This is a genomic window from Bradyrhizobium sp. CCH5-F6, from assembly GCF_001556045.1.
Lineage (GTDB): Bacteria > Pseudomonadota > Alphaproteobacteria > Rhizobiales > Xanthobacteraceae > Bradyrhizobium.
In genome coordinates, this window is the sequence record NZ_LSIC01000103.1 from 60,544 (window position 1) to 82,729 (window position 22,186).

The following is a 22,186-nucleotide window of genomic DNA, read 5'->3' on the forward strand; positions in this document are numbered from 1 at the left end:
TGCCGCAATTATCGGCCATAAGCCTTCAATCCCGCCTTCCGCTGCGGCCCGGCATTCGCTAAGGCTGCATCAAATCCTGCCCCCTTTCACGAGACGGTCTCAATGTTCCCGAAGCCGAAATCCGTATTGTTGCCCAACACCTACGCCTTCGAATCCGAGCCGATGGTGAAGCCGACGGGCTTTCGCGAGTACGACGCGCGCTGGTTGTTCCAGAAGGAAATCAACCTGATGGGTGTGCAGGCGCTCGGCATGGGGCTGGGCGCGCTGATCGCCGAGCTCGGCGTCAGGCAGGAGATCGTCACCGGCCACGATTTCCGCGGATACTCGGCCTCGATCAAATACGCGCTGATCTCCGGCCTGATGGCGGCGGGATGCAAGGTGCACGATATTGGGCTCGCGGTGACGCCGATGGCCTATTTCGCGCAGTTCGACTTGGATGTGCCCTGCGTCGCCATGGTCACGGCCTCGCACAACGACAATGGCTGGACCGGCGTCAAGATGGGCGCCAACCGCCCGCTCACCTTCGGCCCCGACGAGATGACGCGGCTGAAGGAGATCGTGCTCAACGCGGAGTTCAAGAACAAGACGGGCGGCTCGTATCAATTCCACGAGAACTATCCGGCGCGCTACATCGCCGACCTCACCAATCGTCCGAAGCTCAAGCGCAAGCTCAAGGTCGTCGCGGCCTGCGGCAACGGCACCGCCGGCGCGTTCGCGCCTCAGGTGCTCGAAGCGATCGGCTGCGAGGTGATCCCGCTCGATACCGAGCTCGACCACACCTTCCCGAAATACAATCCCAACCCCGAGGACATGGAGATGCTGCACGCGATCCGCGACGCGGTGCTGCATCACAAGGCCGATGTCGGCCTCGGCTTCGATGGCGACGGCGACCGCTGCGGCGTCGTGGACGACACCGGCGAGGAGATCTTCGCCGACAAGGTCGGCGTCATGCTGGCGCGCGACATGTCGGCGATCCACAAGGATGCACATTTCATCGTCGACGTGAAATCGACCGGCCTCTTCATCACTGATCACGTGCTGCAGAAGCAGGGCGCGACGACCGCCTATTGGAAGACCGGCCATTCCTACATGAAGCGCCGCACCAACGAGACGGGCGCGCTGGCGGGCTTCGAGAAGTCCGGCCATTTCTTCTTCAACAAGCCGTATGGCCGCGGCTATGACGACGGCCTGGTCTCGGCGCTCGCGATCTGCGACATGCTCGACCGCGCGCCGGGCAAGTCGATGGCGGACCTGAAGAACGCGCTGCCGAAGACCTGGTCGTCGCCGACCATGTCGCCGCACTGCGCCGACGAGACCAAATACGGCGTCATCGACAAGGTGGTGAAGCACTTCGAGGGCCTGCAAGCGAAGGGCGCCAAGATCGGCGGCCAGGCGATCCGCGATCTCGTCACCGTCAACGGCGTGCGCGTCACGGTCGAGGACGGCAGCTGGGGCCTGGTGCGCGCCTCCTCGAACAAGCCCGAGCTCGTCGTCGTGGTCGAGAGCCCGGTGTCCGAGCAGCGCATGCACGACATGTTCGAGATGGTGAACAGCGTGCTGCGGACCCATCCCGAGGTCGGCGAGTACAACCAGAAGATCTGAGCGCAAACGCGCTCAGCCTCCCGGCGGACCGAACAGCGCGCGGAGCTTCGCGCCCGCGCCCCGTGCCTTCCAGGCATCGCTCAGCATCGCGATCCACTCGCCGAGCGCGATCCGGATCGGGTTGAAGGATTGCACGCCGCCAACGAGTCCGAACCGGAGTGGCTGATCCGATGGCCGTTCGGCAAAGGTCCCGAACAGGCGGTCGAACACGATCAGGATGCCGCCATAGTTCCTGTCGAGGCACGGCTCGTTGCAGGCATGATGCACGCGATGATGGCTGGGCGTGTTCAGCACCCATTCCAGCATGCCGAGCTTCGGCGCGAAATCGCTGTGGATGAAGAACTGATAGAGCAGGTTGATCCCGAGCATCGCCACGATCGCGAACGAATGGAAGCCGATCAGCGCCAGCGGCAGGAAGAAGAGGAAGTTGCCGGAGATGTTGCCGGTCCAGCCGAGCCGGATCGCCGCCGTCAGGTTCAGTCGCGTCGTCGAGTGATGCACCGCATGCGTCGCCCACATCCAGCGAATGCGATGCGAGGCGCGATGCTGCCAATAGTACAGGAATTCGCTGCCCAGGAATAATCCTGCGAGCGCAAGCGGACCGGTCTGTGCAAAGTCGAACAGGCGGTGCTCGTACAGGAAGGCGAACGGCAGCGCGAGAGTCCCGGCCTCGACTGCGCGCAGCAGATTCTGCCCGAGGGCCACGCCGAACGATGCGACGCTCTCACGCCAGTCGTGGCTTTCGCGATGGGCGAGCCGGCCGATGCCGTATTCGAGCAGCATCAGGCCGATCGCCGTCGCCAGGACCACGTGCCGGAGCGTTGGGTCGAGCAGCAGAGAAGCATAAGCCACGGCGCCCTCCTATTTCGGAGCGACGCCGGTGGTGACGGCGCTGTCCCTCAGCGCCTGCGCACGGGGCAGCGCTCGTGCGCAGACCGAGGAAAGCTGGCCGGCGTGAGATTGCAGGCACGCGAGGATGCGTCCACCACCCGGCGTGACGTCGCTGCAAAGTCGGTCGTGGTCGGCACGGCAGGCCTGCATGACGATGCGCGCTTCGCTTTGCATCTGCGGTGTGATCTGCGTTTGCAGCTGGCTCTGGGCGAGGGCGGAGGTCGAGGCGCCGAGGGCGACGATGGCTGCAGCTTGCGGCAGGAAACGGAAGATCGATGACACGGTGCTGGTCCTCTCTCATTCGACGGATTTGCCGTCGCCGCGCGGGGCTGACGCGGCGACGGCGACGCGGCGTCAGCGCGAGACCGTACCGGTGCGGGTGTAGGTGTTGCCGGCAGGACCGGTGCGCGTCACGCTGCGCGAGCAGCTTCCGTTGGCGCAGCTTCCCGTCGCGGTGACGTGGGAGGTGCCGCGCGGTCCGGTTGCCGTCCCCGACCGCGTCCAGGCATGGGCGTCGGCCGCCGCGGCGACCGACAGGGTGCCGATGACGAGGGTCGAGAGGAAAAGCTTGGTCATGGTCGTCGTCTCCTTCTTGGGGCTGCCGTGAGCGGGAGCCGTGCGGAGGAGACTGGGGCTGCGGCGTCTGCGCAGCATTGCCGGGACGAAACGATTTTTAGGGCTTTGTCGGCGCCATGTAACACTATGTAACAACGTCGCCGCAGCACTTGCGCGGCACACGCGGTCGTCCACAATGCGGCGATGAACGCACATTCGGCCACGATTCTCATGGTGGAGGACGATCCCGAGATCAGTCGTCTCGTCGCCGACTTCATGCGGCGCGAGGGGTTCGAGGTCGCCTGCGTCGCCGACGGCAAGGCAATGGATTCGATGCTGCAGCGCCTGCGGCCCGATCTCGTCATCCTCGATTTGATGCTGCCGGGCGAGGACGGGCTTTCGATCTGCCGCCGCTTGCGCGCCGACGACGCCATCCCGATCCTGATGCTCACCGCCAAGAGCGACGAGATCGATCGCGTGGTCGGTCTCGAGATGGGCGCGGACGACTACCTCACCAAGCCCTTCGGGCCGCGTGAGCTGCTTGCGCGGGTTCGCGCCATCCTTCGCCGCGCCAACGGGGCTCCGGCAAAACCGCTGGTCCGGCGTTTTGCGTTCGATCGCTTCGTGATCGATCTCGATGCGCGCAGTGTCGAGACGACCGGCGCCGAGACGCCGGAGCTGCAATTGACCAGCGCCGAGTTCGACCTGCTCGGTTGCTTCGTGCAGCGGCCGCGAAGGGTGCTCACGCGCGACCAGATCCTCGACTGGACCCGCGGACGTTCGGCCGAGCCGTTCGACCGCACCGTCGACATGCTGATCTCGCGGCTGCGCCGCAAGCTCGATGGCGCCAGCCCGGGCTCCAACCTGATCACCACGGTGCGCAACGGCGGCTATCTCTTCACCGCCTCCGTCAAGCAGGTGTCGTGATGCTGCGCGTGACACTCGCCGCGCGGCTCGCCCTGATCGGATTGGTGGGGTTTATCCTGGTGAGTACCGTGGTCGTCGCGATCTTCTACCGGACGACCCTGCGCGAGAACGAGCTGACGCGGCCTTCGCCCGCGCGTCTCGATGCGCTGGCCACGCTGCTGGAGCGAACGGACGCCGGTTCGCGGCAGACCGTGCTCGAGGCGGTGTCTTCGCCGCAGTTCGCCGTGCGCATCGTGCCGTCGGGCACACCGGTCGGCGGGGAGACGCCGCCACAGCAGCAGGAACTGCGCGACACCTATGCGGCCGGCCTTGCGGGTCGCCCGGTTGAGATCGTGCAGCCGTCCGGTCATCGGGGCAGCCGGGTGTTTCCCCGCCTCGCGCGGTTGATGGCCAACGCGGTCGAATTCCGCATCGGCCTGCGCAGCGGCGAGTTGCTGGTCATCGATGCCTATACCCGCCTGCCGGTCACTCCGTTCGGCCTGCCCGTCGGTTTCGGCGCAGGCCTGTTCGGCTCGATCGTGGCGCTGCTGGCGCTGCTCGTCATGCAGCGCGAGACGCGGCCGCTGGCTCGGCTCGCCGCCGCCGTCGATCGTGTCGACCTGTCCGCCGATCCGCCGCCGCTGCCGGACGCGCGACGCAGCGCGCCGGAGATCCGCGCCGTCATCGCCGCGTTCAACCGCCTGCAGGGGCGGCTTGCCGAGATGCTGCGCGCGCGCATGACGCTGGTTGGCGGCATCGCCCATGACGTCAGGACGTTTGCGACACGGCTGCGGCTGCGCGTCGAGCACATTCCCGACGATGCCGAGCGGCAGCGCGCGGTTGCCGATATCGACGACATGATCCGCCTGCTCGACGACGCGCTGCTGTCGACGCGGGCGGGCGCCGGCGGATTGTCGCAGGAAATGGTCGAGCTCGCCGCGCTGGTGGCCGTCGAGGTGAACGACCGGCATGTTCAGGGCGCGGCGGTCGATCTGGTCAAGGACGAGCGTGCGCGCAACGTCGTCGTTCTCGGCGACCGGCTCGCCCTGCGGCGGGTCTTCGCCAACATCATCGACAACGCGCTCGCCTATGGCCATGCCGCGCATGTGCGCACGGCCCTGAAGGACGGTGCCGTCGTCGTGTCGATCGACGATGAGGGGCCGGGCATTCCCGCCGATCAGCGGCAGACCGTGCTGGAGCCGTTCCACCGGATGGAGAAGTCGCGCAATCGCGCGACCGGGGGCGCCGGCCTTGGCCTCGCGGTGGTCCGCAACCTGGTCGAGGCCCATGGCGGGACGATCGAGATCGGCGCGGCCCCGGGCGGAGGCACGCGCGTCAACGTCACGCTGCCGGTGTTTCGGCCGGGCTGAAGCGTTTTCGAGCGAAGTGGATACCGGTTCGCGTGAAGAAAACGCGTCAGAATAAGAATCGGCGTCAGGCCGTCACCACCGCGGGAATCGGCAATGTGGTGACCGACTTGATCTTCTCCATCGCGAAGCGCGACGTGACGTTCTTCAGCGGCACGGCGCTGATCAGCTTCTTGTAGAATACGTCATAGGCCTGCATGTCCGCGACCACGACGCGCAGCATGTAGTCGACGTCGCCGGCCATGCGATAGAACTCCATCACCTCCGGCATGGCGCTGACGGCTTCGGCGAACCGCTTCAGCCAGGCATCGGAATGGTCGGCGCTCTCGACCGACACGAACACGGAAATGCCGAGCCCGATCTTGTTCTGGTCGACAAGCGCTACGCGCTTGATGATCACGCCATCGGCCTCCAGGCGCTGGATGCGCTTCCAGCAGGGGGTGGAGGACAGGCCGACGCGGTCGCCGATCTCGGCGACGGAGAGGGAGGCATCCTCCTGGAGGACCATCAGGATCTTGCGGTCGATGGCATCGAGGCGGCGGCTGGTCTCGGGAATTGGGACGGCGACATCAGTCATTTGAAGAACTTTGTTTCATTTTGCAGGCCGATTCTCCTGATATAGAGAAAATCCTTCCACGACAAGCCTATAGTCTTCGCACAGGAGTAGAATCGCTCCAGGGCTGGTCTCGCAAAAAGTCTTCAACTTCAATGCGTTGCGGGGCGGCCAGGCCGCCGCCATGGCGGCTGCATTTCAGCGCTGCGGCGGCCGAGGCGAATCGCAGCGCCTCCCGCGCCCCTTCGCCCTCGGCAAGCCGGAGCGTGAAGGCGCCATGAAAGACGTCACCGGCGCCAAGCGTGTCGACCGCCTGGACCGGGAAGGCTGGCGTTTCCTCCAGCTGGCCCTTTTCGTTCAGCCAGATCGTGCCATGCGGGCCGCTCGTGGCCGCGATGAAGGCCGGCGTCAGCCCGGCCAGAAGCTTCAGCGCCTCGCCGTCGCCGGCGATGCCGGCCGTCTCCTGCAGCTGCGCGCTGGCGAACAGCAGATGCGAGGCGGCCGTGAGCAGGCCGTCCTGCAACGCCATCGCGCGATCGACGCCGACGATGACGGGAATGCCGCGCCGCCGTGCCTCGGCGCAGAGGGAGGTCGCGAACGCAGCACACCGGCTTTCGACCAGGATCGCCCGGCAATCGGCGAGCAATTCCTCGGCGTCGGGCAGCTTGGCGCGCCACAGGCCGGGATCGCGATGGATGGTGAGTGTCCGCTCGCCGGATGGCTCGATCATGATCGCCGAGACCGGCGTGGTCAGGCCTGGCATTCGCACGATGTGCGTGATGTCGATGCCCTCCTGCGTCATTCGCTCCAGGATGAAGCCGCTCGACGTCTCGCCGGCATCGCCCATCGGCCCGGTGAACGCGACGCGGCCGCCGAGCCTCGCGATGGCGATCGCCGCATTGAGCGCGTTGCCGCCGCAAATTTCTGCGAGATGGCCGGCGTTCGCCTTGCTGCCGCGTTCGGGCACGGCATCGACGCGAAAGATGAGGTCCCGCACCGGCATGCCGATGCAGAGGACGCGCGGCGCGATCCCGGCCATCGATGGGCTCGGCTCAGGCGCCGCTCTTGTCGTGCACCCAGCGGCCGAGCAGATGATGAGCGATAGCGAAGGGATGCGGCCCTGCGAGCCCGTCGGGATGCGTCCGCGTCAGCATCAGGGCCGCCTCCTCGCGCGTGAACCAGCGCGCGTCTTCCAGCTCCATGCGATCGACGACGATCTCCTCGTTCAGCGCCCGAGCGCTGCAGCCGATCATCAGCGACGACGGATAGGGCCAGGGCTGGGTCATGTAATATTGCACGTCGGTGCAGCGAATCCCGGACTCTTCGAGGATCTCGCGGCGCACGGCGTCCTCGATGGTTTCGGCCGCCTCGACGAAGCCGGCAAGGCACGAATACATGCCGGGCGGAAACTGCTTCTGGCGGCCGAGCAGGCATTTGTCGCCGGAGGCCACCAGCATGATCACCACCGGGTCGGTGCGCGGAAAATGCTCGGCCTTGCAGGCCGGGCAGTCGCGCTTCCAGCCGCCTTCCTTCATCGCACTGCGCGTGCCGCAATTGGCGCAATAGCCGTGGCGCTGGTGCCAGCTCACCATCGACTTCGCCAGCGCGATCGCCGAGAGCTCGTCGGGGGGAATTACGCCTTGCATCGCCATGCCGCGCAGCTCGGTCACCGTGTAGTCCTCGCGGCCGACCAGCTTCTCGGCGGCGGCCTGCGAGAGTCCCATGCCGAACATGGCGGCGCCATCGCGCAGGCCGAGGAAGATCGTGCCGGGATTGGCGCCGCACTTCAGCGCCTCGTCGATCGAGAGCAGCGCGCGCAACTTCTCGCCCTCGCGCTTCACCAGGAGCGAGTCGCGATAGACGACATAGGCGCGTGATGACGGCTTCTGCTCCATCGCGAACAGCTTTTCGTCGTCGCGGCGCAGATGCGCGGCGCGGTCGAGGATGTTGGTGACGAAGGCCGGCTGCCCCAGCGGAAAGGCGTCGAATGCTGACATGTCTCGTTCTTTCAACCCAACCAGATCTTGCGGCGAAGCGCGCTGATGAAATTCTGCACTTCAGCGGCGTCGTGCGCCAGCGGCGGCATCACGCCCCAGACTGGGCGCGGCCAGGCTGCGTCACTGGTCCGGCGCGCGATGATGTGAACATGAAGCTGCGGCACGAGGTTGCCGAGCGCGGCGATGTTGAGCTTGTCGCATCTGGTGATCTCCTTCAGCGCGCGCGAGACGCGGGAGATCTCGGTCATCAACTGCGCCTGCTGCACCTCGTCGAGGTCGATGATCTCGACCGCGTCGGGCCGCCGCGGGACCAGCAGCAGCCAGGGATAATGCGCGTCCTTGATGACCAGCACCTTCGACAGCGGCAGATCGCCGATGTCGATGGTGTCCTCTTTCAGGCGGGAGTGCAGCGACCAGGCGGGTTCGGGCATGAGGATTTCTCGCAATCGATTCTCACCGTCGCAGAGACCCGGCCCGCAGACAATAACCCTGACGCTTTCGCCAGAACGGGCGAGGTATGCCTTTCTGCGGGTCGGAAAACCGCCTGGTGAGCCGCATCCGCCTGCCACCGGATCAGCCCGGGCCTGGGGGCCCCCGGCGGCCCCGGAACAGCATATACTCCGCTTGCTTTCCGCTCCCTTTGGCCCCAAATAGGGACCGGGAGATTGGCGGTGGACGAGCCACTCGCCAACCGGGTCAGGTCCGGAAGGAAGCAGCCCTAACGAGGTCCGGATCGGGTCGCTCGTCAGTCTCCTACCTGTTTTTTCGAGCGAATTGCGCCGGCGGGTCTCCCGCCAGCGTGCTCCTTTCCGCAAAGCCGGCCGAGAGACATTTCATTGCGGATCGACCGATGACCGACGCCGGCGCCCCTCCCAATCCCGACAGCGCCAGCCAGGCTGGCTTCGCCCTCGGCGCCGAGCCGGGCACACCCTATCGGGTGCTGGCGCGCAAATATCGCCCTTCCTCTTTCGACGACCTGATCGGCCAGGAGGCCGTGGTCCGCACCGTCTCCAACGCGTTCGAGACGGGGCGCATTCCGCAGGCCTGGATCCTCACCGGCGTCCGCGGTGTCGGAAAGACCACCACCGCGCGCATCCTCGCCCGCGCGCTCAACTACGAGATGCCTGATGGTTCGGTGAAGGGCCCGACCATCCACATGCCGACTTTGGGCGTGCACTGCCAGGCGATCATGGAAAGCCGGCACATGGACGTGCTGGAGATGGACGCGGCATCCCACACCGGCGTCGACGACGTCCGCCAGATCAATGACAGCGTGCGCTATGCGCCGGCCAGCGCCCGCTACAAGGTCTACATCATCGACGAAGTCCACATGCTGTCGACGGCGGCGTTCAACGCCTTCCTGAAGACGCTTGAGGAGCCGCCGGAGCACGCCAAGTTCGTGTTCGCGACGACCGAGATCCGCAAGGTTCCGGTCACGGTGCTGTCGCGCTGCCAGCGCTTCGACCTGCGCCGCGTCGAGGCCGACGTGCTGATGAAGCACCTCGCCAACATCGCGGCCAGGGAAAGCGTCGAGATCGAGCCGGAGGCGCTCGGCATCATCGCGCGGGCCGCCGAAGGTTCGGTACGCGATTCGCTGTCGCTGCTCGACCAGGCGATCGCCCATGCGGCCGGCACGGTGAAGGCCGATGCCGTCCGGCAGATGCTGGGTCTCGCCGACCGCACCCGCGTCATCGATCTCTTCGATTCGCTCGCGCGCGGGGACATCGCCGCGGCATTCAAGGAGTTCCGCGACCAGTACGACGTCGGCGCCGATCCCATCGTCGTGCTCTCGGACCTCGCCGAATTCGTCAATTTCGTCACCCGCGTGAAGATCGTGCCGGCGACCGCCGACAACGTCGCCTATGGCGAGACCGAGCGGGTGCGCGCGCGCGACTTTGCGTCCAGGATTTCCATGCGCGTGCTGTCGCGGATGTGGCAGATGCTGCTCAAGGGCATCACCGAGGTGCAGGCCGCGACGCGTCCCGCCGCAGCCGCCGAGATGGTGCTGGTGCGCATCGCCTATGTCGCCGACCTGCCGACCCCGGACGAAGCGATCAGGATGCTGGAGCAGAACGGCGGCGGCTCCCCCGTCGTGAATGGCGGCAGTGCCGCGCGCAGCGCGCCGTCGGCGCCGGTTGCGTCCGCGGCGCCTGTCCGCATGCCGACCTCCTCGCCCTCTTCGTTCGGCGGTGGCGCGGCCCGGCCGCAGATGGCAGTTCCAGTGCCGGACCCGCAAGCCGCGGCACCGCAGCTGCGCATCACCAGCTTCACCCAGCTCGTCGCGCTCGCCGGGCAGAAGCGCGACATCATGACCAAGAGCGCGCTCGAAGGCGACATGCGCCTCGTCCGTTTCGAGGAGGGCCGGCTGGAAGTCGCGCTCGAGCCCAACGCCTCCAAGACCATGATCTCCGAGCTCGCGAAGAAGTTCGAGCTGTGGACCGGCCGGCGCTGGACCGTGATCGTCTCCAACGAGCAGGGCCAGCCGACGCTGCGCTCGGTGAACCAGGCGGCCAAGCAGGAGCATGCCCGTACCGCGGAAGCCGATCCGCGCGTGCAGGAGGTGCTGTCGCGCTTCCCCGGCGCCAAGGTCGTCGAGGTCCGCAGGCTTGCCCCCGAGACGCCGGAAACCAATATTAACGCAGACTATGGCAGTGACGATCCGCCCGACGGTTCGGACGGCGACGATCTCTAGCGCGCATGATCCGGAAAAGTGCGAAGCGGTTTTCCGATAAGATCATGCGCAAACAATATGCTAAGGCGCGATGATGATTCATGGCGCCTTAGCCTCTTTCAAGGACACGCGACCCATGGCTGATTTTCTCGGCATGATGAAGCAGGCGGCGCAGCTGCAATCCAAGATGCAGGAGATGCAGGAGCAACTCGCCAACGTCGAGGTCGAAGGCATCTCCGGCGGCGGCCTCGTCGCCGTGCGCATGACCGCGAAGATGGACGTGAAGGGCATCAAGATCGATCCCTCGCTGATGAAGGCGGAAGAGCGCGAAGTGCTGGAAGATCTGCTCGTCACCGCGCTCAGTGATGCCCGCCGCAAGGCCGAGACCGCCATGCAGGAGAAGATGCAGGCGCTCACCGGCGGGCTCGGCCTGCCGCCGGGGTTGTTCGGCCAGTAATATGGGCGCGGTTGCAGGTCCTGAAATCGAGCGGCTGGTCCAGCTGCTCGCACGGCTGCCGGGCCTCGGTCCGCGTTCGGCGCGGCGCGCTGCGCTGCATCTGATCAAGAAGCGCGAAGCGCTGATGATGCCGCTGTCTTCCGCGCTCCAGGTCGCGCTCGAAAAGGTCCAGGTCTGCAAGACCTGCGGCAACATCGACACGCAGAATCCCTGCACGGTCTGCACCGATCCGAAGCGCGATCCCTCCATCATCGTCGTCGTTGCCGACGTCGCCGACCTCTGGGCGCTGGAGCGGGCCAATGCGACCCGGGGGCGCTACCATGTGCTGGGCGCGACATTGTCGCCGCTCGACGGCGTCGGCCCGCAGGACCTCAGCATCGACGCATTGGTGGCGCGCGCGCATGATTCGCAGGTGCACGAGATCATCCTGGCGCTGAATGCGACGGTCGACGGCCAGACGACGGCGCATTACATCACCGACCTGCTTCAGGACGCCAATGTGAAGGTAACGCGGCTCGCCCATGGAGTTCCTGTCGGCGGCGAGCTTGATTATCTCGACGAAGGTACGCTATCGGCTGCGATGCGGCAGCGCACCCTGTTCTAGCCATCCAGACTTCACGGAACGGACGACATGACGAAACTTTTCGCCACGCGATGGGCTTTGGTCGCGATGATGACGATGCTGGTGAGCCCGGCCATCTCCGCGCAGCAGGGCGACGGGGTGCCGCCGCCGTCCAAGCCCGGCAAGCCGATCAACACCGGCGACGTGCTGTCAGGCGAACTGAATGCGATGAAGGTCCGCGACGTCAAGAACGGCAAGCGCGTCGCGACTTACCAGATCACGTCGGAGCCGCGCCGCCTGCCGCCGCCGAACGGGCTGTGCAATCTCGAGACCGGCCCCGAGACGTTCCAGCTCGTCACCTCCAGCGATGCGCAGGCCGCGCAGCTGAAATCGTTCGTCGGCAAGGAGATCTCGGTCAAGGTCGACGAAATCGCCTGCGCCAGCGATGCCGGCCAGATGAGCGAGGCCGTGATCACGAAGTGGAGCCTGATCAAGAAGCAGTAAGGGCGTCTGCATGAGTAGGGTGGGTTAGCCGAAGGCGTAACCCACCGCTGTCTATCTCTGCGGTGACAGAAGTGGTGGGTTACGCTGCGCTAACCCACCCTACCAACACGTCACACCCGTACAGGCCCCAGCGCCTCGAAATGCCCGCGCTTCTGCAAATACGCCAGCAGTATCAGGCTCGGGATGGCGACGAGGACGGAGATCGCGAAGAACATCGGCCAGCCCGTCGCTTTCGCGAGATAGCCCGCACCCGATGACAGGTAGGTGCGTCCCACGGCGGCGAGCGCCGTCAGCAGCGCATATTGGGTCGCGGTGTGCAGCGGGTTCTGGCACAGCGCCGAGAGATAGGCGACGAAGATCACCGTGCCGATGGCGTTGCAGAAATTGTCGGAGGTGATTGCGAGGGTCAGCGCCCATTCATTGACGCCGACCACCGCCAGCCACGAAAACGACAGGTTTGACATTGCCTGTACGATGCCGCCGATCCACAGGCTGGTTGCGAGCGAATAGCGCCGTGCCACGAAGCCGCCCGCAAAGCCGCCGGCCAGGGTCGCTGCGATGCCGACGCCCTTCACGATCACCGCGTAGTCGTTCCGCGTGAAACCGATGTCGATGACGAATGGCACGGTCATGTTGCCGGAAAACGCGTCGGTGAATTTGAACAGCACGACGAAGGCAAGCGCGGCCCATGCTTCCTTGCGGCTCAGGAATTCCGAGAACGCGCCCATCGCGGCATGAAACACCCGCGTGAGCGCATCCTCGCTCTGCGTGGCAGCCTCGGCGCGCTTGGATTGTGCGGGCTCGGTGGCGGCCAGCGCCGTCACCGTGCCAATCAGCACCAGAGCCGCCATCACCACATAGCCCCACATCCAGGCGGCGCCACGGGGGACGATCGCCTCGAAGCCGGTGACGATGAACAAGGCGCCCGCCGTCGATATCAGCATGCCGATGCGGTAGGCCGCGACATAGGCGGCCATGCCGGCGGCCTGCTCGCTTTCGGGAAGGCTCTCGACGCGGAATGCGTCGACGACGATGTCCTGCGTCGAGGACATCGTCGCGACCAGGAGCGCACCAAGCGCGACAAACAGCGGCGAGCGCGCCGGATCGGTCAGCGCCAACAGCAGGATCGCGCCGATCAGCAGCAATTGAGAGAACACCAGCCAGCCACGGCGGCGGCCAAATGTGCGCGTGAAGAACGGGACATGCAGCGCATCGACCAGCGGCGCCCACAGGAATTTCAAAGTGTAGGGCGTGCCGACCAGCGCAAACAGCCCGATCGTTCCGAGATCGACCCCCGCCTCGGCCATCCACACCAAGAGCGTCGACCCCGACAGCGCCAGCGGAAGTCCCGAGGAAAAGCCGAGGAAGAGCACGATCAGCACCCGCGGCTGCAGGTAAACGGCAAGGCTGTCGCGCCAGGAGGCAGCGGGAGCGCCAGCGGAGGAAGTCGCGTCGGGTGCGGTCATGGGGAGGTGTTAGCAGATTCTGGCCGAAAAGACTCTTGCGTGCCGGTGAGGCGGGAGGGGCCACAATGGCCTCTGTGTCATCGTCCGCGAAGGCGGACGATCCAGTAATCATCAGCGCCACGATTCAATCACGACCGCCTCGGCGTACTGGATACCCCGCCTTCGCGGGGTATGACAGCATCATGGAGGACCGGCTATCTCATGATAAAGGTCATCCCAATTCGGATTGTGCTGCTCGATCAACCGAATCTTCCAGGCCCTGTTCCACTTCTTCAGCCGCTTCTCCCGCTTGATCGCATTCTCGGGATCGTCGAACTGTTCGAAATAGACCAGCCGGGCGACGTCGTACTTCTCCGTGAAGCTCTCGATGAGCTTTGACTTGTGCTCGGCCACTCGGCGAATGAGGTCATTTGTCACCCCAATGTACAGCGTGCCGCCGATCCTGCTGGCGAGAATATAGACGTAGTAATGGCGTCCGCCCATGCGATGACCCCAACGGTGTCATCGTCCGCGAAGGCGGACGATCCAGTACTCACCACCACCTCGATTCAACAACGATCGTAACGGCGTACTGGTTGCCCCGCCTTCGCGGAGCATGACAGTGTCCCCTAATCTCACTCCCCCGCCTGAAGCTTCCTTGGAAACAGCTCGCCCGCGCCCGTTGCAACCAGCCGCGGCCCCTCGGCCGGCGCATCGGTCTTGCTGAAATCGAGCTCCTCGATGCGCCCTGCGCGCTTTTCGATCTTGTCGGCGGAGATCAGGATCTGGCGGACGTCCTCGTTCGCATCGGAAAAATGCTTCTGCAGTTTGACCACGCGCTCGCGCAGGCGGCCGAGATCGTCCCCGAGCTTGATCACCTCGGTTTGGATCTGGTCGGCGGCATCGCGCATGCGCGCGTCCTTCATGATCTGCTGCATCACCTGGATCGCGAGCATCAGGAGCGAGGGCGACACCAGCACGACGCGGGCGCGATAGGCCTTCTGGATCACGTCGTCGAAACCGTCATGGATCTCGGCGTAGACCGATTCCGACGGCACGAACATCAGCGCCATCTCCTGGGTCTCGCCGGCGACGAGGTATTTTTCGGCGATGTCGCTGACATGCTTCATCACGTCGCCGCGCAGCCGCTGCGATGCGATTCGCCGCTCCTCGTCGGTGCGGGCATCGTGCAGCGCGGTCATCGCTTCCAGCGGGAATTTCGCGTCGATGCAAAGCGGCCGCTGATCGGGCAGGAACACGACGCAGTCCGGACGCTTTCCGGTCGAGAGCGTGAACTGGAACTCGTAGGCACCCTTCGGCAGGCCGTCCTGGACGATCGCCTCCATCCGCGCCTGGCCGAACGCGCCGCGCGACTGCTTGTTGGAGAGCACGTCGCGCAAGGTCGTGACCTGGGTGGTGAGGTCGGTCAGGTTCTTGTGCGCGCTGTCGATGATGCCGAGCCGCTCATGCAGCGCGCGCAGGCTCTCCATGGTGTTGCGGGTCGAGTGTTCCATGGACTGACCGACGCGATGCGTCACCGAATCCAGCCGCTCGTTGACCGCGCGCGCCATCTCGGCCTGTCGGCCGGCCAGCGCCTGGGTCATGGCGTCGACCCGGCCCGACGACTCGCTCTGCGCCCGCAGCACCTCGCTCAGACGTTCCTCGAGCTCGTCGGCCCGGATGGCGTTGGCCATGGCGAGCTCCGCGCCGCGCCGCCCGGATCGCGCGATCACGACCGCAATCACCACCAGAAGGATGAGGACCAGGGCGCCGAAGCCGATCAGCGCGTCCACGACGCGCACCGGCCAGTCGCCGAGCATGAAGATGATGTCGTTCATGCCGACCCTTCTAGCCGATTCGCCGGGGTGCACGAACGAATAGCGAACATTTATGGTGAATGCTCCGTTAATATTTATGGTTAACGAAACCTGAAGTTTTATGGTTAGCGGAGGGTTAACAGAGTTCCTGGCCGCATTGACCGCATCCGGCGCGCGGCTTAAATCGCGGCCATGGCCCTACGAGAAATCATCATCCTGCCGGACAAGCAGCTGCGCCTGGTCTCCAAGCCGATCGAGAAGGTCACGCCGGAGATCCGCAAGCTTGCCGACGACATGTTCGAGACCATGTACGACGCGCCCGGCATCGGCCTCGCGGCGATCCAGGTCGCGCAACCCCTGCGGCTGATCACCATGGACCTCGCCAAGCGGGACGAGAACGGCGAGACCAAGCCGCTCCCGCGCGTCTTCATCAATCCCGAGATCATCGCCTCGTCCGAGGAACTGTCGGTCTACGAGGAAGGCTGCCTGTCGATCCCCGAATATTACGAGGAGGTCGAGCGGCCCGCGAGAGTGCGGGTGCGCTTCACCGATCTCGACGGCAAGGTGCACGAGGAGAACGCCGAAGGCCTCTATGCCACCTGCATCCAGCACGAGATCGACCATCTCAACGGCGTGCTGTTCGTCGACCATCTGTCGAAGCTCAAGCGCGACCGCGTGATCAAGAAGTTCGAGAAAGCCGCCAAACGCGCGGAATAGCCACGTCCTCCGCCGTTATGCCCGGCCGAAAGCGCAGAGCGCGTCTTCAAGCTAAAGTGCCGGGCATCCACGTTCTTCGCCGCTCCGAGCAGGAAGAACGTGGATGGCCGGGACAAGCCCGGCCATGACGGGTACCTTGCTCGTTTTTCGAGGATTGTCTCGTCACATGCCCCTTCGCCTCATCTTCATGGGCACGCCCGATTTCTCCGTGCCGACGCTGCTCGAGCTCGTCGCGCACGGCCACGAGATCGTGGCGGTCTATACCCGTGCGCCGAAGCCGGGCGGGCGGCGCGGCCTGCAATTGCAGCCGACCCCGGTCGAGGAGGCCGCGCGAAAACTCGGCGTCCCCGTGCTGACGCCGAAGACGCTGAAAACGCCGGAAGCGCTGCAGGAGTTTCGCGCGTTTGAGGCGGATGCCGCCGTCGTCGTCGCTTATGGCATGATCCTGCCGCAGGCGATCCTCGATGCGCCCAGGCTCGGCTGCTACAATCTGCACGCTTCGCTGTTGCCCCGCTGGCGCGGCGCCGCGCCGATCAACCGCGCGATCATGGCTGACGATGCCGAGAGCGGCGTGATGGTGATGAAGATGGACGTCGGCCTGGATACCGGCGACGTCGCCATGGCCGAGCGGCTCGCGATATCGGACAACATGACCGCGGCCGATCTGCACGATCGCCTGTCCCGGTTGGGCGCCGACCTGATGGTGCGCGCGATGGCCGCGCTCGAACGCGGCGGGCTCCAGCTCAAGAAGCAGGGCGAGGACGGCGTCACCTATGCCGCTAAGATCGACAAGGCCGAGGCGCGGATCGACTGGGCCAGGCCCGCGCGCGCCGTGTTGCGCCACATCCACGGCCTGTCGCCGTTCCCCGGCGCCTGGAGCGAGCTCGATGCTGCGCGCGTCAAAATCCTGCGCTGCGAGCTGGCGAAGGGATCGGGCGCGCCGGGCGAGGTGCTCGATGACAACCTCACCATCGCCTGCGGCGAGGGCGCCATCCGCATCATCGAGCTGCAGCGCGAGGGCAAGGGCCGGATGCAGGCCGCGGACTTCTTGCGCGGCGTGCCGTTGAAGTCGGGAGCCAAATTCACCTGACGCTGTCATACCCCGCGCAGGCGGGGTATCCAGTATGCTGAGGCTTCTCGGCTGAACGGATAGGCTGCGGAGTACTGGATTGCCCGCCTTCGCGGGCAATGACAGTGAAACTGGATAAAATGCCCCGCTACAAGCTCATCATCGAATATGACGGCGCGCCGTTCTTCGGCTGGCAGGTGCAGGAGACGCTGCCGTCGGTGCAGGGCGCGCTGCAGGCTGCGGTGAAGGCGATGACCGGGGCGGATTTGCGCGTGCACGGTGCCGGTCGCACCGATGCCGGCGTGCATGCGCGCGGCCAGGTCGCGCATGTCGATGTCGACAAGCAATTTCCGCCGGGCCGCTTTCGCGACGGGCTCAACGCGCATCTGCGCCCGAATCCGATCGCGGTGCTCGAGGCCGAGATCGTGCCTGATAGTTTCGAGGCGCGCTTCTCGGCGGTCAAGCGCCACTATCGCTATCGCATCGTCAACACCCGCGCCAATCTCGCGCTCGACGCCGGTCACGCCTGGCGCGTGCCGCGCCGGCTCGATGCCGACGCGATGCATGCAGCGGCGCAGCGCCTGCTCGGCAAGCACGATTTCACCACCTTCCGCGACACGGAGTGCCAGGCCAAGTCGCCGGAGAAGACGCTCGACCAGCTCGACGTGGTCCGCGACGGCCGCGAGATCACGGTCATCACCTCGGCCCGCTCCTTCCTGCACAGCCAGGTGCGCTCGATGGTGGGCTCGCTGGTCTGGGTCGGCGAGGGGCGCTGGACCGCCGACGATCTCTCCGCCGCGTTGGCAGCCCGCAACCGCGCGGCGTGCGGCATCGTCGCCCCGCCGGAGGGGCTATATTTGATGAAGGTGGATTATTGAGGTGAGGCGCGCTGCTGCCACACCCTCAGTGTCATGCCCCGCGAAGGCGGGGCATCCAGTACGCCGCGGCCTCGCGGCTCAATCAAAACTGTCTCTGGAATACTGGATCGCCCGATCAAGTCGGGCGATGACAGCTCTCTTTGTGGAGGCAACAGTGCCTCAAGCAAAATACCGCGTCAGGATCCCGCGATACACCCGCGTCAGCTTCTCCAGATCCGCTACCGGCACGCGTTCATCGACCTGATGCATGGTCTGGCCGACAAGCCCGAACTCGATCACCGGGCAATAGCTGGAGATGAAGCGCGCATCCGACGTGCCGCCCGAGGTCGACAGCTCCGGCTTGCGGCCCGTCACCTCCTCGATCGCGGCGACGGCGAGATCGGTGAACGGGCCCGGCTTGGTCACGAACACGTTGGAGTTGGATGGCTCCCAGACGATGCGGGCCTTGATGCGGTTGCCGCAGGCCTTGGCCAGGCGTGCCTCGACCAGCTCGCGCAAGGAGGCTTGCGTGTGGTTGTCGTTGTAGCGGATGTTGAATCGGGCGCGGGCCTCGCCGGGGATGACGTTGAAGGCCCTGTTGCCGACATCGACCGAGACGAATTCGAGATTGGAGGCCTGGAACTGCGCGCTGCCGTGGTCGAGCGGCTCGTCGGAGATCGCCACGATCAGCCGCGAAATGTCAGGCACTGGATTGGAAGCGCGGTGCGGATAGGCGACATGGCCCTGCACGCCGTCGACATAGAGCGTGCCGGATTGCGAGCCGCGCCGGCCGACCTTGATGGTGTCGCCGAGCACTTCGACATTCGATGGCTCGCCGAGCACGCAATGATCGAATTTTTCGCCGCGCTCCGCGGCCCATTTCAAGAGCTTGATGGTGCCGTTGATGGAGACGTCTTCCTCGTCGCCCGTGATCAGGAAGGAGATCGAGCCCTTGCCGTCGCTGCGCGGCTTGCCGCCATTGGCGGCGAGATGCTCCAGCACAGCGGCGACCGAGCAGGCGATGCCGCCCTTCATGTCGACCGCGCCGCGGCCGTGCAGGATGCCGTCCTTCACCTCACCGGAGAATGCGCCGACGCTCCAGGCACTCTCGTCGCCGGGCGGCACCACGTCGGTGTGGCCGGCGAAGGTGATGTGCGGCCCTTCAGTGCCGATCCGCGCGTAGAGATTGTCGACGTCGGCTGTACCGGGGTCGGAGAACGTCACGCGGTGGCAGGTGAAGCCGGCCGCGGTGAGAGCCTTTTCGAGCACCCCGAGCGCGCCGGCATCGGCCGGGGTCACCGAGGGGCAGCGGATCAGATCGCGGGCAATGGACAGAGCATCGGTCATGCGCGTCGGATCAATCCCGCAGCAGCTCGTTGATGCTGGTCTTGGACCGCGTGCGTTCGTCGACGCGCTTGACGATCACGGCGCAGGCCGTGCTCGGGCCGATCTCGCCGTTCTTCATCGGCTTGCCGGGCAGCGCGCCGGGCACCACCACCGAATATTCCGGTACTTCGCCCATGAAGATCTCGCCAGTCTCGCGATCGACGATCTTGGTCGAGGCGCCCAGGAACACGCCCATCGCCAGCACCGCGCCCTTGCGCACGATCACGCCTTCGGCGACCTCGGAGCGCGCGCCGATGAAGCAATCGTCCTCGATGATGACGGGCTCGGCCTGCAGCGGTTCGAGCACGCCGCCGATGCCGGCACCGCCGGAGATGTGCACGCGCTTGCCGATCTGCGCGCAGGAGCCGACGGTGGCCCAGGTGTCGACCATCGTGCTCTCATCGACGTAAGCGCCGAGATTGACGAAGGACGGCATCAGCACGACGTTCTTGGCGATGAAGGCCGAGCGGCGCACCACCGCGCCCGGCACCGCGCGAAAGCCGGCATCGCGAAAACGGTTCTCGCCCCAGCCTTCGAACTTCGACGGCACCTTGTCCCACCAGTTCGCCTTGCCGGGGCCGCCGGGAATGACGCCCATGTCATTGAGGCGGAAGGACAGCAGCACGGCCTTCTTCAGCCACTGATTGACCTTCCACTTGCCGTCGGCGCCGCGCTCGGCAACGCGCGCCTCGCCCTTGTCCAGGATCTCCAGCGACTGCTCCACGGCCTCGCGCACCTCGCCCTTGGTCGAGGTCGAGATGCCGTCGCGCGCGTCGAAGGCGCTGTTGATGGTGGATTCGAGGGCTGCAAGGGACATCGGGATTTCCTCTGGGGAAGCGGGAATTTTGATGGATTGGGGCGCTTTTTCGGGATTTGAGCCGGGAGAGTCAAGGCATACTCGGCCGTGGTCCATACTCCGCTGTCGTCCAGGGCGAGCGGAGCTCTTGGCAGCACGGCGTTGTCGCGGCGGACGGCAGCGCCTAGCTCGGAGACAGCTTCGCCAGGAACCCCGTCAGATCGTCCGTGACGTGGTCGACATGGGCGGCATCGCGGCCTTCCAGTTCCCAGTCTTCACGCACCACCTCCTTGGTGCCGTCGGGCACCACCAGCACCGTGGTCATGCCGAGCTGGTGCGGGACGGTGAGGTTGCGGGCGAGGTCCTCGAACATGGCGGCGCGGGCCGGGTCGACCGCATGCTGGCTGAGGAATTTTTGATAGGTCTGCGGCGCTGGCTTCGGTTCGAATTCGGCGGCGATGATGTCGAACACGCCGTCGAAATGGTTGGCGAAGCCGAGCCGAGCCAGCACGGCATCGACATGGTCGACCGAGCCGTTGGTGAGGATCAGCTTGCGGCCCGGCAGCCTTGCGATGGCCGCGCCGAGCGCCGGGTTCGGCTCCAGCGGCGAGTGGTCGATCTTGTGCACGTAGGCGAGATAGTCGTCGGCGGAGACGCCATGCAGGGTCATCATGCCGCGCATCGTGGTGCCGAAGCGGCGGTAATAGTCCTTCTGGATCGCCCGCGCTTGCTCCGGGCCGACGTTCAGCCAGTTGCAGACGAACTCCCCGATCCGCGCATCGACCTGCTGCCACAGATTGACGTGATGCGGATAGAGCGTGTTGTCGAGGTCGAACACCCAGGTGTCGACGTGGTCGAAGGCGCGGGGCGAATTCATTAAAACCCTCTCGATCACGGCACCGCGAACCGCAGCGTCTTGCCGCCGCTCGACATGTCCACGGCGACAAAGCCCGTCGGCGCGAATCCGCGCGTGCCGCAATCGGCCTGCTCGCTGGTCTCGAACTTGGTCTCGCGCGTGCAGAGCTGCCTGTCGCCGCCCCAGTTCAGCGGCCGGTCCTTCAGCCTGACGACGCGGTTGTCGGCGTCGACCGCTTCCGCGAAGCTGAAGATCTGCTTCGGCTGGCCGGTCACGTCGGGGTGCAGGCAGGTCTTGGGATCGATGCGATACCAGCCGCGGCTCGTCACGGACTTGCCGTCGTCGGTCGCGATCGCCGCCATCACCTTGTGCGGCGTGTCGTTGCACCAGGTCAGCCCGCTCGCGGAGGGCGTCTGCACGGCATCGACCATGGTCTTGAACAGGTTGGGCGAGGCCACGACGTCGGATGACAACCCGCGGCTCTTCAGGAAGGCGGCCAGCGCCGCTTGCGTCTTCGGCCCGTCGACGCCATCGATCGGAGCCGCGTCGTAGCCTGCGATCACCAGCAGCCGCTGGATGCCGGCGAGGCGCGCCTGCTCGTCGTCATATTCGGAGTCTTCGGCGAGATAGGCCACGAGGTTGCCGTCCGCGCCTTGCGTCGGCGTCACCTGCGTGAACGGGACCTGCGTCTGACCGCTGCGGCATTGCCGCGCCGCGGCGATGACGAAATTGTCCTGCGCGACGCAGAGCATGTCGCGGCCGCTCTGCGGGATCGGGGAGGCGCCGTAGACGCCGAGCGCGCGGGCGTTGAGCAGAATGCGGTCGGCGGTCAGCGTGCCCTGCACCACCACGCGGCAGGTGGCGGGATCGATCCTGAACCAGCCGCGCGTCGCGGTCGCCGACTTGTCGTCGATGCCGATCGCGGCTTCCACGACATAGGACATGCGGTTGCAGATCTTGAGGTCGGCGAAAGCCGGCGCGGAGGAGAACAGGAACGAGATGACCGCTGCCGGCAGCGTCATCAGGAAGCGGGTGAGGGGAGAGCGGCTGGGTCGTCGTTCTCCCCATTCGTCATGGCCGGGCTTGACCCGGCCATCCACGCGTTTGCCAAGAGAGGAACGGTCGTGGATGCCCGGGCCTTCGCCGCGCCGAAGCGGCTTCGGCCGCGCAGGCGGGAC

General features: G+C 65.7%; 24 protein-coding genes and 1 other RNA gene. 11 read left to right on the plus strand and 14 right to left on the minus strand.

Translation table 11 applies throughout. From position 1 onward, the window contains the following. Positions 1-102: 102 nt before the first annotated feature. A complete protein-coding gene (locus AX729_RS19090) occupies positions 103-1,602 on the plus strand; it encodes a phosphomannomutase/phosphoglucomutase (protein ID WP_061025787.1) in 1,500 nt (499 codons plus the stop codon). A 12-nt stretch (positions 1,603-1,614) separates the two neighbouring features. On the opposite strand, the gene AX729_RS19095 is transcribed toward AX729_RS19090, so the two are convergent. The 3 genes from AX729_RS19095 to AX729_RS19105 form a co-directional block, all read right to left on the minus strand. Next, the gene (locus AX729_RS19095) at positions 1,615-2,454 is read right to left on the minus strand and encodes a sterol desaturase family protein (protein WP_061025789.1); all 840 of its coding nucleotides are present in this window, start codon (positions 2,452-2,454) and stop codon (positions 1,615-1,617) included. Between the two features lie 9 nt (positions 2,455-2,463). Beyond that, complete coding sequence (locus AX729_RS19100) at positions 2,464-2,775, minus strand: cysteine rich repeat-containing protein (protein ID WP_061025791.1); 312 nt, start codon at positions 2,773-2,775, stop codon at positions 2,464-2,466. A gap of 72 nt (positions 2,776-2,847) precedes the next feature. Further along, positions 2,848-3,069, minus strand: a complete 222-nt coding sequence (locus AX729_RS19105; RefSeq protein ID WP_061025847.1) for a hypothetical protein — start codon at positions 3,067-3,069, stop codon at positions 2,848-2,850. 183 nt (positions 3,070-3,252) lie between these two features. On the opposite strand from AX729_RS19105, the gene AX729_RS19110 reads away from it, so the two are divergent. Both AX729_RS19110 and AX729_RS19115 read left to right on the plus strand, forming a co-directional pair. After that, entirely contained in the window at positions 3,253-3,975 is a 723-nt protein-coding gene (locus AX729_RS19110) for a response regulator (protein WP_061025793.1), read from the plus strand. Next, on the plus strand, positions 3,975-5,324 hold the full coding sequence (locus tag AX729_RS19115; RefSeq protein ID WP_061025795.1) for a sensor histidine kinase: 1,350 nt from the start codon (positions 3,975-3,977) through the stop codon (positions 5,322-5,324). Before AX729_RS19110 ends, AX729_RS19115 begins: the two co-directional genes overlap by 1 nt. Positions 5,325-5,388: 64 nt before the next feature. Here AX729_RS19115 and AX729_RS19120 read toward each other — a convergent pair whose 3' ends face one another. From AX729_RS19120 to AX729_RS19135, 4 genes are all read right to left on the minus strand, one after another. Further along, the gene (locus AX729_RS19120) at positions 5,389-5,898 is read right to left on the minus strand and encodes an Lrp/AsnC family transcriptional regulator (protein ID WP_061025796.1); all 510 of its coding nucleotides are present in this window, start codon (positions 5,896-5,898) and stop codon (positions 5,389-5,391) included. 67 nt (positions 5,899-5,965) lie between these two features. Further along, positions 5,966-6,913 (minus strand): sugar kinase, encoded by a 948-nt coding sequence (locus tag AX729_RS19125; protein ID WP_061025798.1) that lies wholly within the window; start codon positions 6,911-6,913, stop codon positions 5,966-5,968. Positions 6,914-6,926: 13 nt separating this feature from the next. Then, the gene (nudC, locus tag AX729_RS19130) at positions 6,927-7,871 is read right to left on the minus strand and encodes an NAD(+) diphosphatase (RefSeq protein ID WP_061025800.1); all 945 of its coding nucleotides are present in this window, start codon (positions 7,869-7,871) and stop codon (positions 6,927-6,929) included. Positions 7,872-7,882: 11 nt separating this feature from the next. Continuing rightward, complete coding sequence (locus AX729_RS19135; protein WP_061025802.1) at positions 7,883-8,302, minus strand: HIT domain-containing protein; 420 nt, start codon at positions 8,300-8,302, stop codon at positions 7,883-7,885. Between the two features lie 229 nt (positions 8,303-8,531). Here AX729_RS19135 and ffs point away from each other — a divergent pair. The 5 genes from ffs to AX729_RS19160 all read left to right on the plus strand — a co-directional run bounded on the left by ffs (position 8,532) and on the right by AX729_RS19160 (position 12,065). Further along, an RNA gene (gene ffs / locus AX729_RS19140) (signal recognition particle sRNA small type) lies at positions 8,532-8,628 on the plus strand. A gap of 93 nt (positions 8,629-8,721) precedes the next feature. Continuing rightward, the gene (locus AX729_RS19145; RefSeq protein WP_061025803.1) at positions 8,722-10,563 is read left to right on the plus strand and encodes a DNA polymerase III subunit gamma/tau; all 1,842 of its coding nucleotides are present in this window, start codon (positions 8,722-8,724) and stop codon (positions 10,561-10,563) included. A gap of 115 nt (positions 10,564-10,678) precedes the next feature. Then, positions 10,679-10,999 carry a YbaB/EbfC family nucleoid-associated protein gene (locus AX729_RS19150; RefSeq protein WP_028176358.1) on the plus strand — a complete coding sequence of 107 codons (321 nt, stop codon included), beginning with the start codon at positions 10,679-10,681 and terminating at the stop codon, positions 10,997-10,999. A 1-nt stretch (position 11,000) separates the two neighbouring features. Beyond that, the gene (gene recR, locus AX729_RS19155; protein WP_061025804.1) at positions 11,001-11,603 is read left to right on the plus strand and encodes a recombination mediator RecR; all 603 of its coding nucleotides are present in this window, start codon (positions 11,001-11,003) and stop codon (positions 11,601-11,603) included. 27 nt (positions 11,604-11,630) lie between these two features. Beyond that, positions 11,631-12,065, plus strand: a complete 435-nt coding sequence (locus tag AX729_RS19160) for a hypothetical protein (RefSeq protein WP_061025807.1) — start codon at positions 11,631-11,633, stop codon at positions 12,063-12,065. 110 nt (positions 12,066-12,175) lie between these two features. Here the strand turns inward: AX729_RS19160 and AX729_RS19165 are convergent, their stop codons facing one another. The 3 genes from AX729_RS19165 to AX729_RS19175 form a co-directional block, all read right to left on the minus strand. Further along, positions 12,176-13,531, minus strand: coding sequence for an AmpG family muropeptide MFS transporter (locus AX729_RS19165; RefSeq protein WP_061025809.1), 1,356 nt, complete (start codon positions 13,529-13,531; stop codon positions 12,176-12,178). 180 nt (positions 13,532-13,711) lie between these two features. Next, positions 13,712-14,014 (minus strand): GIY-YIG nuclease family protein, encoded by a 303-nt coding sequence (locus tag AX729_RS19170; RefSeq protein WP_061025811.1) that lies wholly within the window; start codon positions 14,012-14,014, stop codon positions 13,712-13,714. 131 nt (positions 14,015-14,145) lie between these two features. Then, positions 14,146-15,348, minus strand: coding sequence for a DNA recombination protein RmuC (locus AX729_RS19175; protein WP_061025814.1), 1,203 nt, complete (start codon positions 15,346-15,348; stop codon positions 14,146-14,148). A gap of 171 nt (positions 15,349-15,519) precedes the next feature. On the opposite strand from AX729_RS19175, the gene def reads away from it, so the two are divergent. The 3 genes from def to truA all read left to right on the plus strand — a co-directional run bounded on the left by def (position 15,520) and on the right by truA (position 17,991). After that, positions 15,520-16,044 carry a peptide deformylase gene (def, locus tag AX729_RS19180; RefSeq protein ID WP_061025816.1) on the plus strand — a complete coding sequence of 175 codons (525 nt, stop codon included), beginning with the start codon at positions 15,520-15,522 and terminating at the stop codon, positions 16,042-16,044. A gap of 166 nt (positions 16,045-16,210) precedes the next feature. Beyond that, positions 16,211-17,134 (plus strand): methionyl-tRNA formyltransferase, encoded by a 924-nt coding sequence (fmt, locus tag AX729_RS19185; RefSeq protein ID WP_061025819.1) that lies wholly within the window; start codon positions 16,211-16,213, stop codon positions 17,132-17,134. Between the two features lie 119 nt (positions 17,135-17,253). Continuing rightward, complete coding sequence (gene truA, locus AX729_RS19190) at positions 17,254-17,991, plus strand: tRNA pseudouridine(38-40) synthase TruA (RefSeq protein WP_061025822.1); 738 nt, start codon at positions 17,254-17,256, stop codon at positions 17,989-17,991. A gap of 159 nt (positions 17,992-18,150) precedes the next feature. Here truA and dapE read toward each other — a convergent pair whose 3' ends face one another. The 4 genes from dapE to AX729_RS19210 form a co-directional block, all read right to left on the minus strand. After that, a complete protein-coding gene (gene dapE / locus AX729_RS19195; RefSeq protein ID WP_061025824.1) occupies positions 18,151-19,317 on the minus strand; it encodes a succinyl-diaminopimelate desuccinylase in 1,167 nt (388 codons plus the stop codon). A gap of 10 nt (positions 19,318-19,327) precedes the next feature. Next, positions 19,328-20,173: a 2,3,4,5-tetrahydropyridine-2,6-dicarboxylate N-succinyltransferase gene (dapD, locus tag AX729_RS19200; RefSeq protein WP_061025826.1), complete on the minus strand. Its 846-nt coding sequence runs from the start codon at positions 20,171-20,173 to the stop codon at positions 19,328-19,330. A 163-nt stretch (positions 20,174-20,336) separates the two neighbouring features. Further along, a complete protein-coding gene (locus AX729_RS19205) occupies positions 20,337-21,029 on the minus strand; it encodes a pyrimidine 5'-nucleotidase (protein WP_061025829.1) in 693 nt (230 codons plus the stop codon). A gap of 14 nt (positions 21,030-21,043) precedes the next feature. Next, complete coding sequence (locus tag AX729_RS19210) at positions 21,044-22,030, minus strand: DUF1036 domain-containing protein (RefSeq protein WP_061025831.1); 987 nt, start codon at positions 22,028-22,030, stop codon at positions 21,044-21,046. Positions 22,031-22,186 lie beyond the last annotated feature (156 nt).

What these genes read in the sequence shown, in the direction of transcription:
- AX729_RS19090 (WP_061025787.1), top strand. Translation starts at nt 103, where the DNA reads ATGTTCCCGAAGCCGAAATCCGTATTGTTGCCCAACACCTACGCCTTC.
- AX729_RS19105 (WP_061025847.1), bottom strand. Translation starts at nt 3,069, where the DNA reads ATGACCAAGCTTTTCCTCTCGACCCTCGTCATCGGCACCCTGTCGGTC.
- AX729_RS19110 (WP_061025793.1), top strand. Translation starts at nt 3,253, where the DNA reads ATGAACGCACATTCGGCCACGATTCTCATGGTGGAGGACGATCCCGAG.
- AX729_RS19115 (WP_061025795.1), top strand. Translation starts at nt 3,975, where the DNA reads ATGCTGCGCGTGACACTCGCCGCGCGGCTCGCCCTGATCGGATTGGTG.
- AX729_RS19120 (WP_061025796.1), bottom strand. Translation starts at nt 5,898, where the DNA reads ATGACTGATGTCGCCGTCCCAATTCCCGAGACCAGCCGCCGCCTCGAT.
- AX729_RS19125 (WP_061025798.1), bottom strand. Translation starts at nt 6,913, where the DNA reads ATGGCCGGGATCGCGCCGCGCGTCCTCTGCATCGGCATGCCGGTGCGG.
- nudC (WP_061025800.1), bottom strand. Translation starts at nt 7,871, where the DNA reads ATGTCAGCATTCGACGCCTTTCCGCTGGGGCAGCCGGCCTTCGTCACC.
- AX729_RS19135 (WP_061025802.1), bottom strand. Translation starts at nt 8,302, where the DNA reads ATGCCCGAACCCGCCTGGTCGCTGCACTCCCGCCTGAAAGAGGACACC.
- AX729_RS19145 (WP_061025803.1), top strand. Translation starts at nt 8,722, where the DNA reads ATGACCGACGCCGGCGCCCCTCCCAATCCCGACAGCGCCAGCCAGGCT.
- AX729_RS19150 (WP_028176358.1), top strand. Translation starts at nt 10,679, where the DNA reads ATGGCTGATTTTCTCGGCATGATGAAGCAGGCGGCGCAGCTGCAATCC.
- recR (WP_061025804.1), top strand. Translation starts at nt 11,001, where the DNA reads ATGGGCGCGGTTGCAGGTCCTGAAATCGAGCGGCTGGTCCAGCTGCTC.
- AX729_RS19160 (WP_061025807.1), top strand. Translation starts at nt 11,631, where the DNA reads ATGACGAAACTTTTCGCCACGCGATGGGCTTTGGTCGCGATGATGACG.
- AX729_RS19165 (WP_061025809.1), bottom strand. Translation starts at nt 13,531, where the DNA reads ATGACCGCACCCGACGCGACTTCCTCCGCTGGCGCTCCCGCTGCCTCC.
- AX729_RS19170 (WP_061025811.1), bottom strand. Translation starts at nt 14,014, where the DNA reads ATGGGCGGACGCCATTACTACGTCTATATTCTCGCCAGCAGGATCGGC.
- AX729_RS19175 (WP_061025814.1), bottom strand. Translation starts at nt 15,348, where the DNA reads ATGAACGACATCATCTTCATGCTCGGCGACTGGCCGGTGCGCGTCGTG.
- def (WP_061025816.1), top strand. Translation starts at nt 15,520, where the DNA reads ATGGCCCTACGAGAAATCATCATCCTGCCGGACAAGCAGCTGCGCCTG.
- fmt (WP_061025819.1), top strand. Translation starts at nt 16,211, where the DNA reads ATGCCCCTTCGCCTCATCTTCATGGGCACGCCCGATTTCTCCGTGCCG.
- truA (WP_061025822.1), top strand. Translation starts at nt 17,254, where the DNA reads ATGCCCCGCTACAAGCTCATCATCGAATATGACGGCGCGCCGTTCTTC.
- dapE (WP_061025824.1), bottom strand. Translation starts at nt 19,317, where the DNA reads ATGACCGATGCTCTGTCCATTGCCCGCGATCTGATCCGCTGCCCCTCG.
- dapD (WP_061025826.1), bottom strand. Translation starts at nt 20,173, where the DNA reads ATGTCCCTTGCAGCCCTCGAATCCACCATCAACAGCGCCTTCGACGCG.
- AX729_RS19205 (WP_061025829.1), bottom strand. Translation starts at nt 21,029, where the DNA reads ATGAATTCGCCCCGCGCCTTCGACCACGTCGACACCTGGGTGTTCGAC.
- AX729_RS19210 (WP_061025831.1), bottom strand. Translation starts at nt 22,030, where the DNA reads ATGACGCTGCCGGCAGCGGTCATCTCGTTCCTGTTCTCCTCCGCGCCG.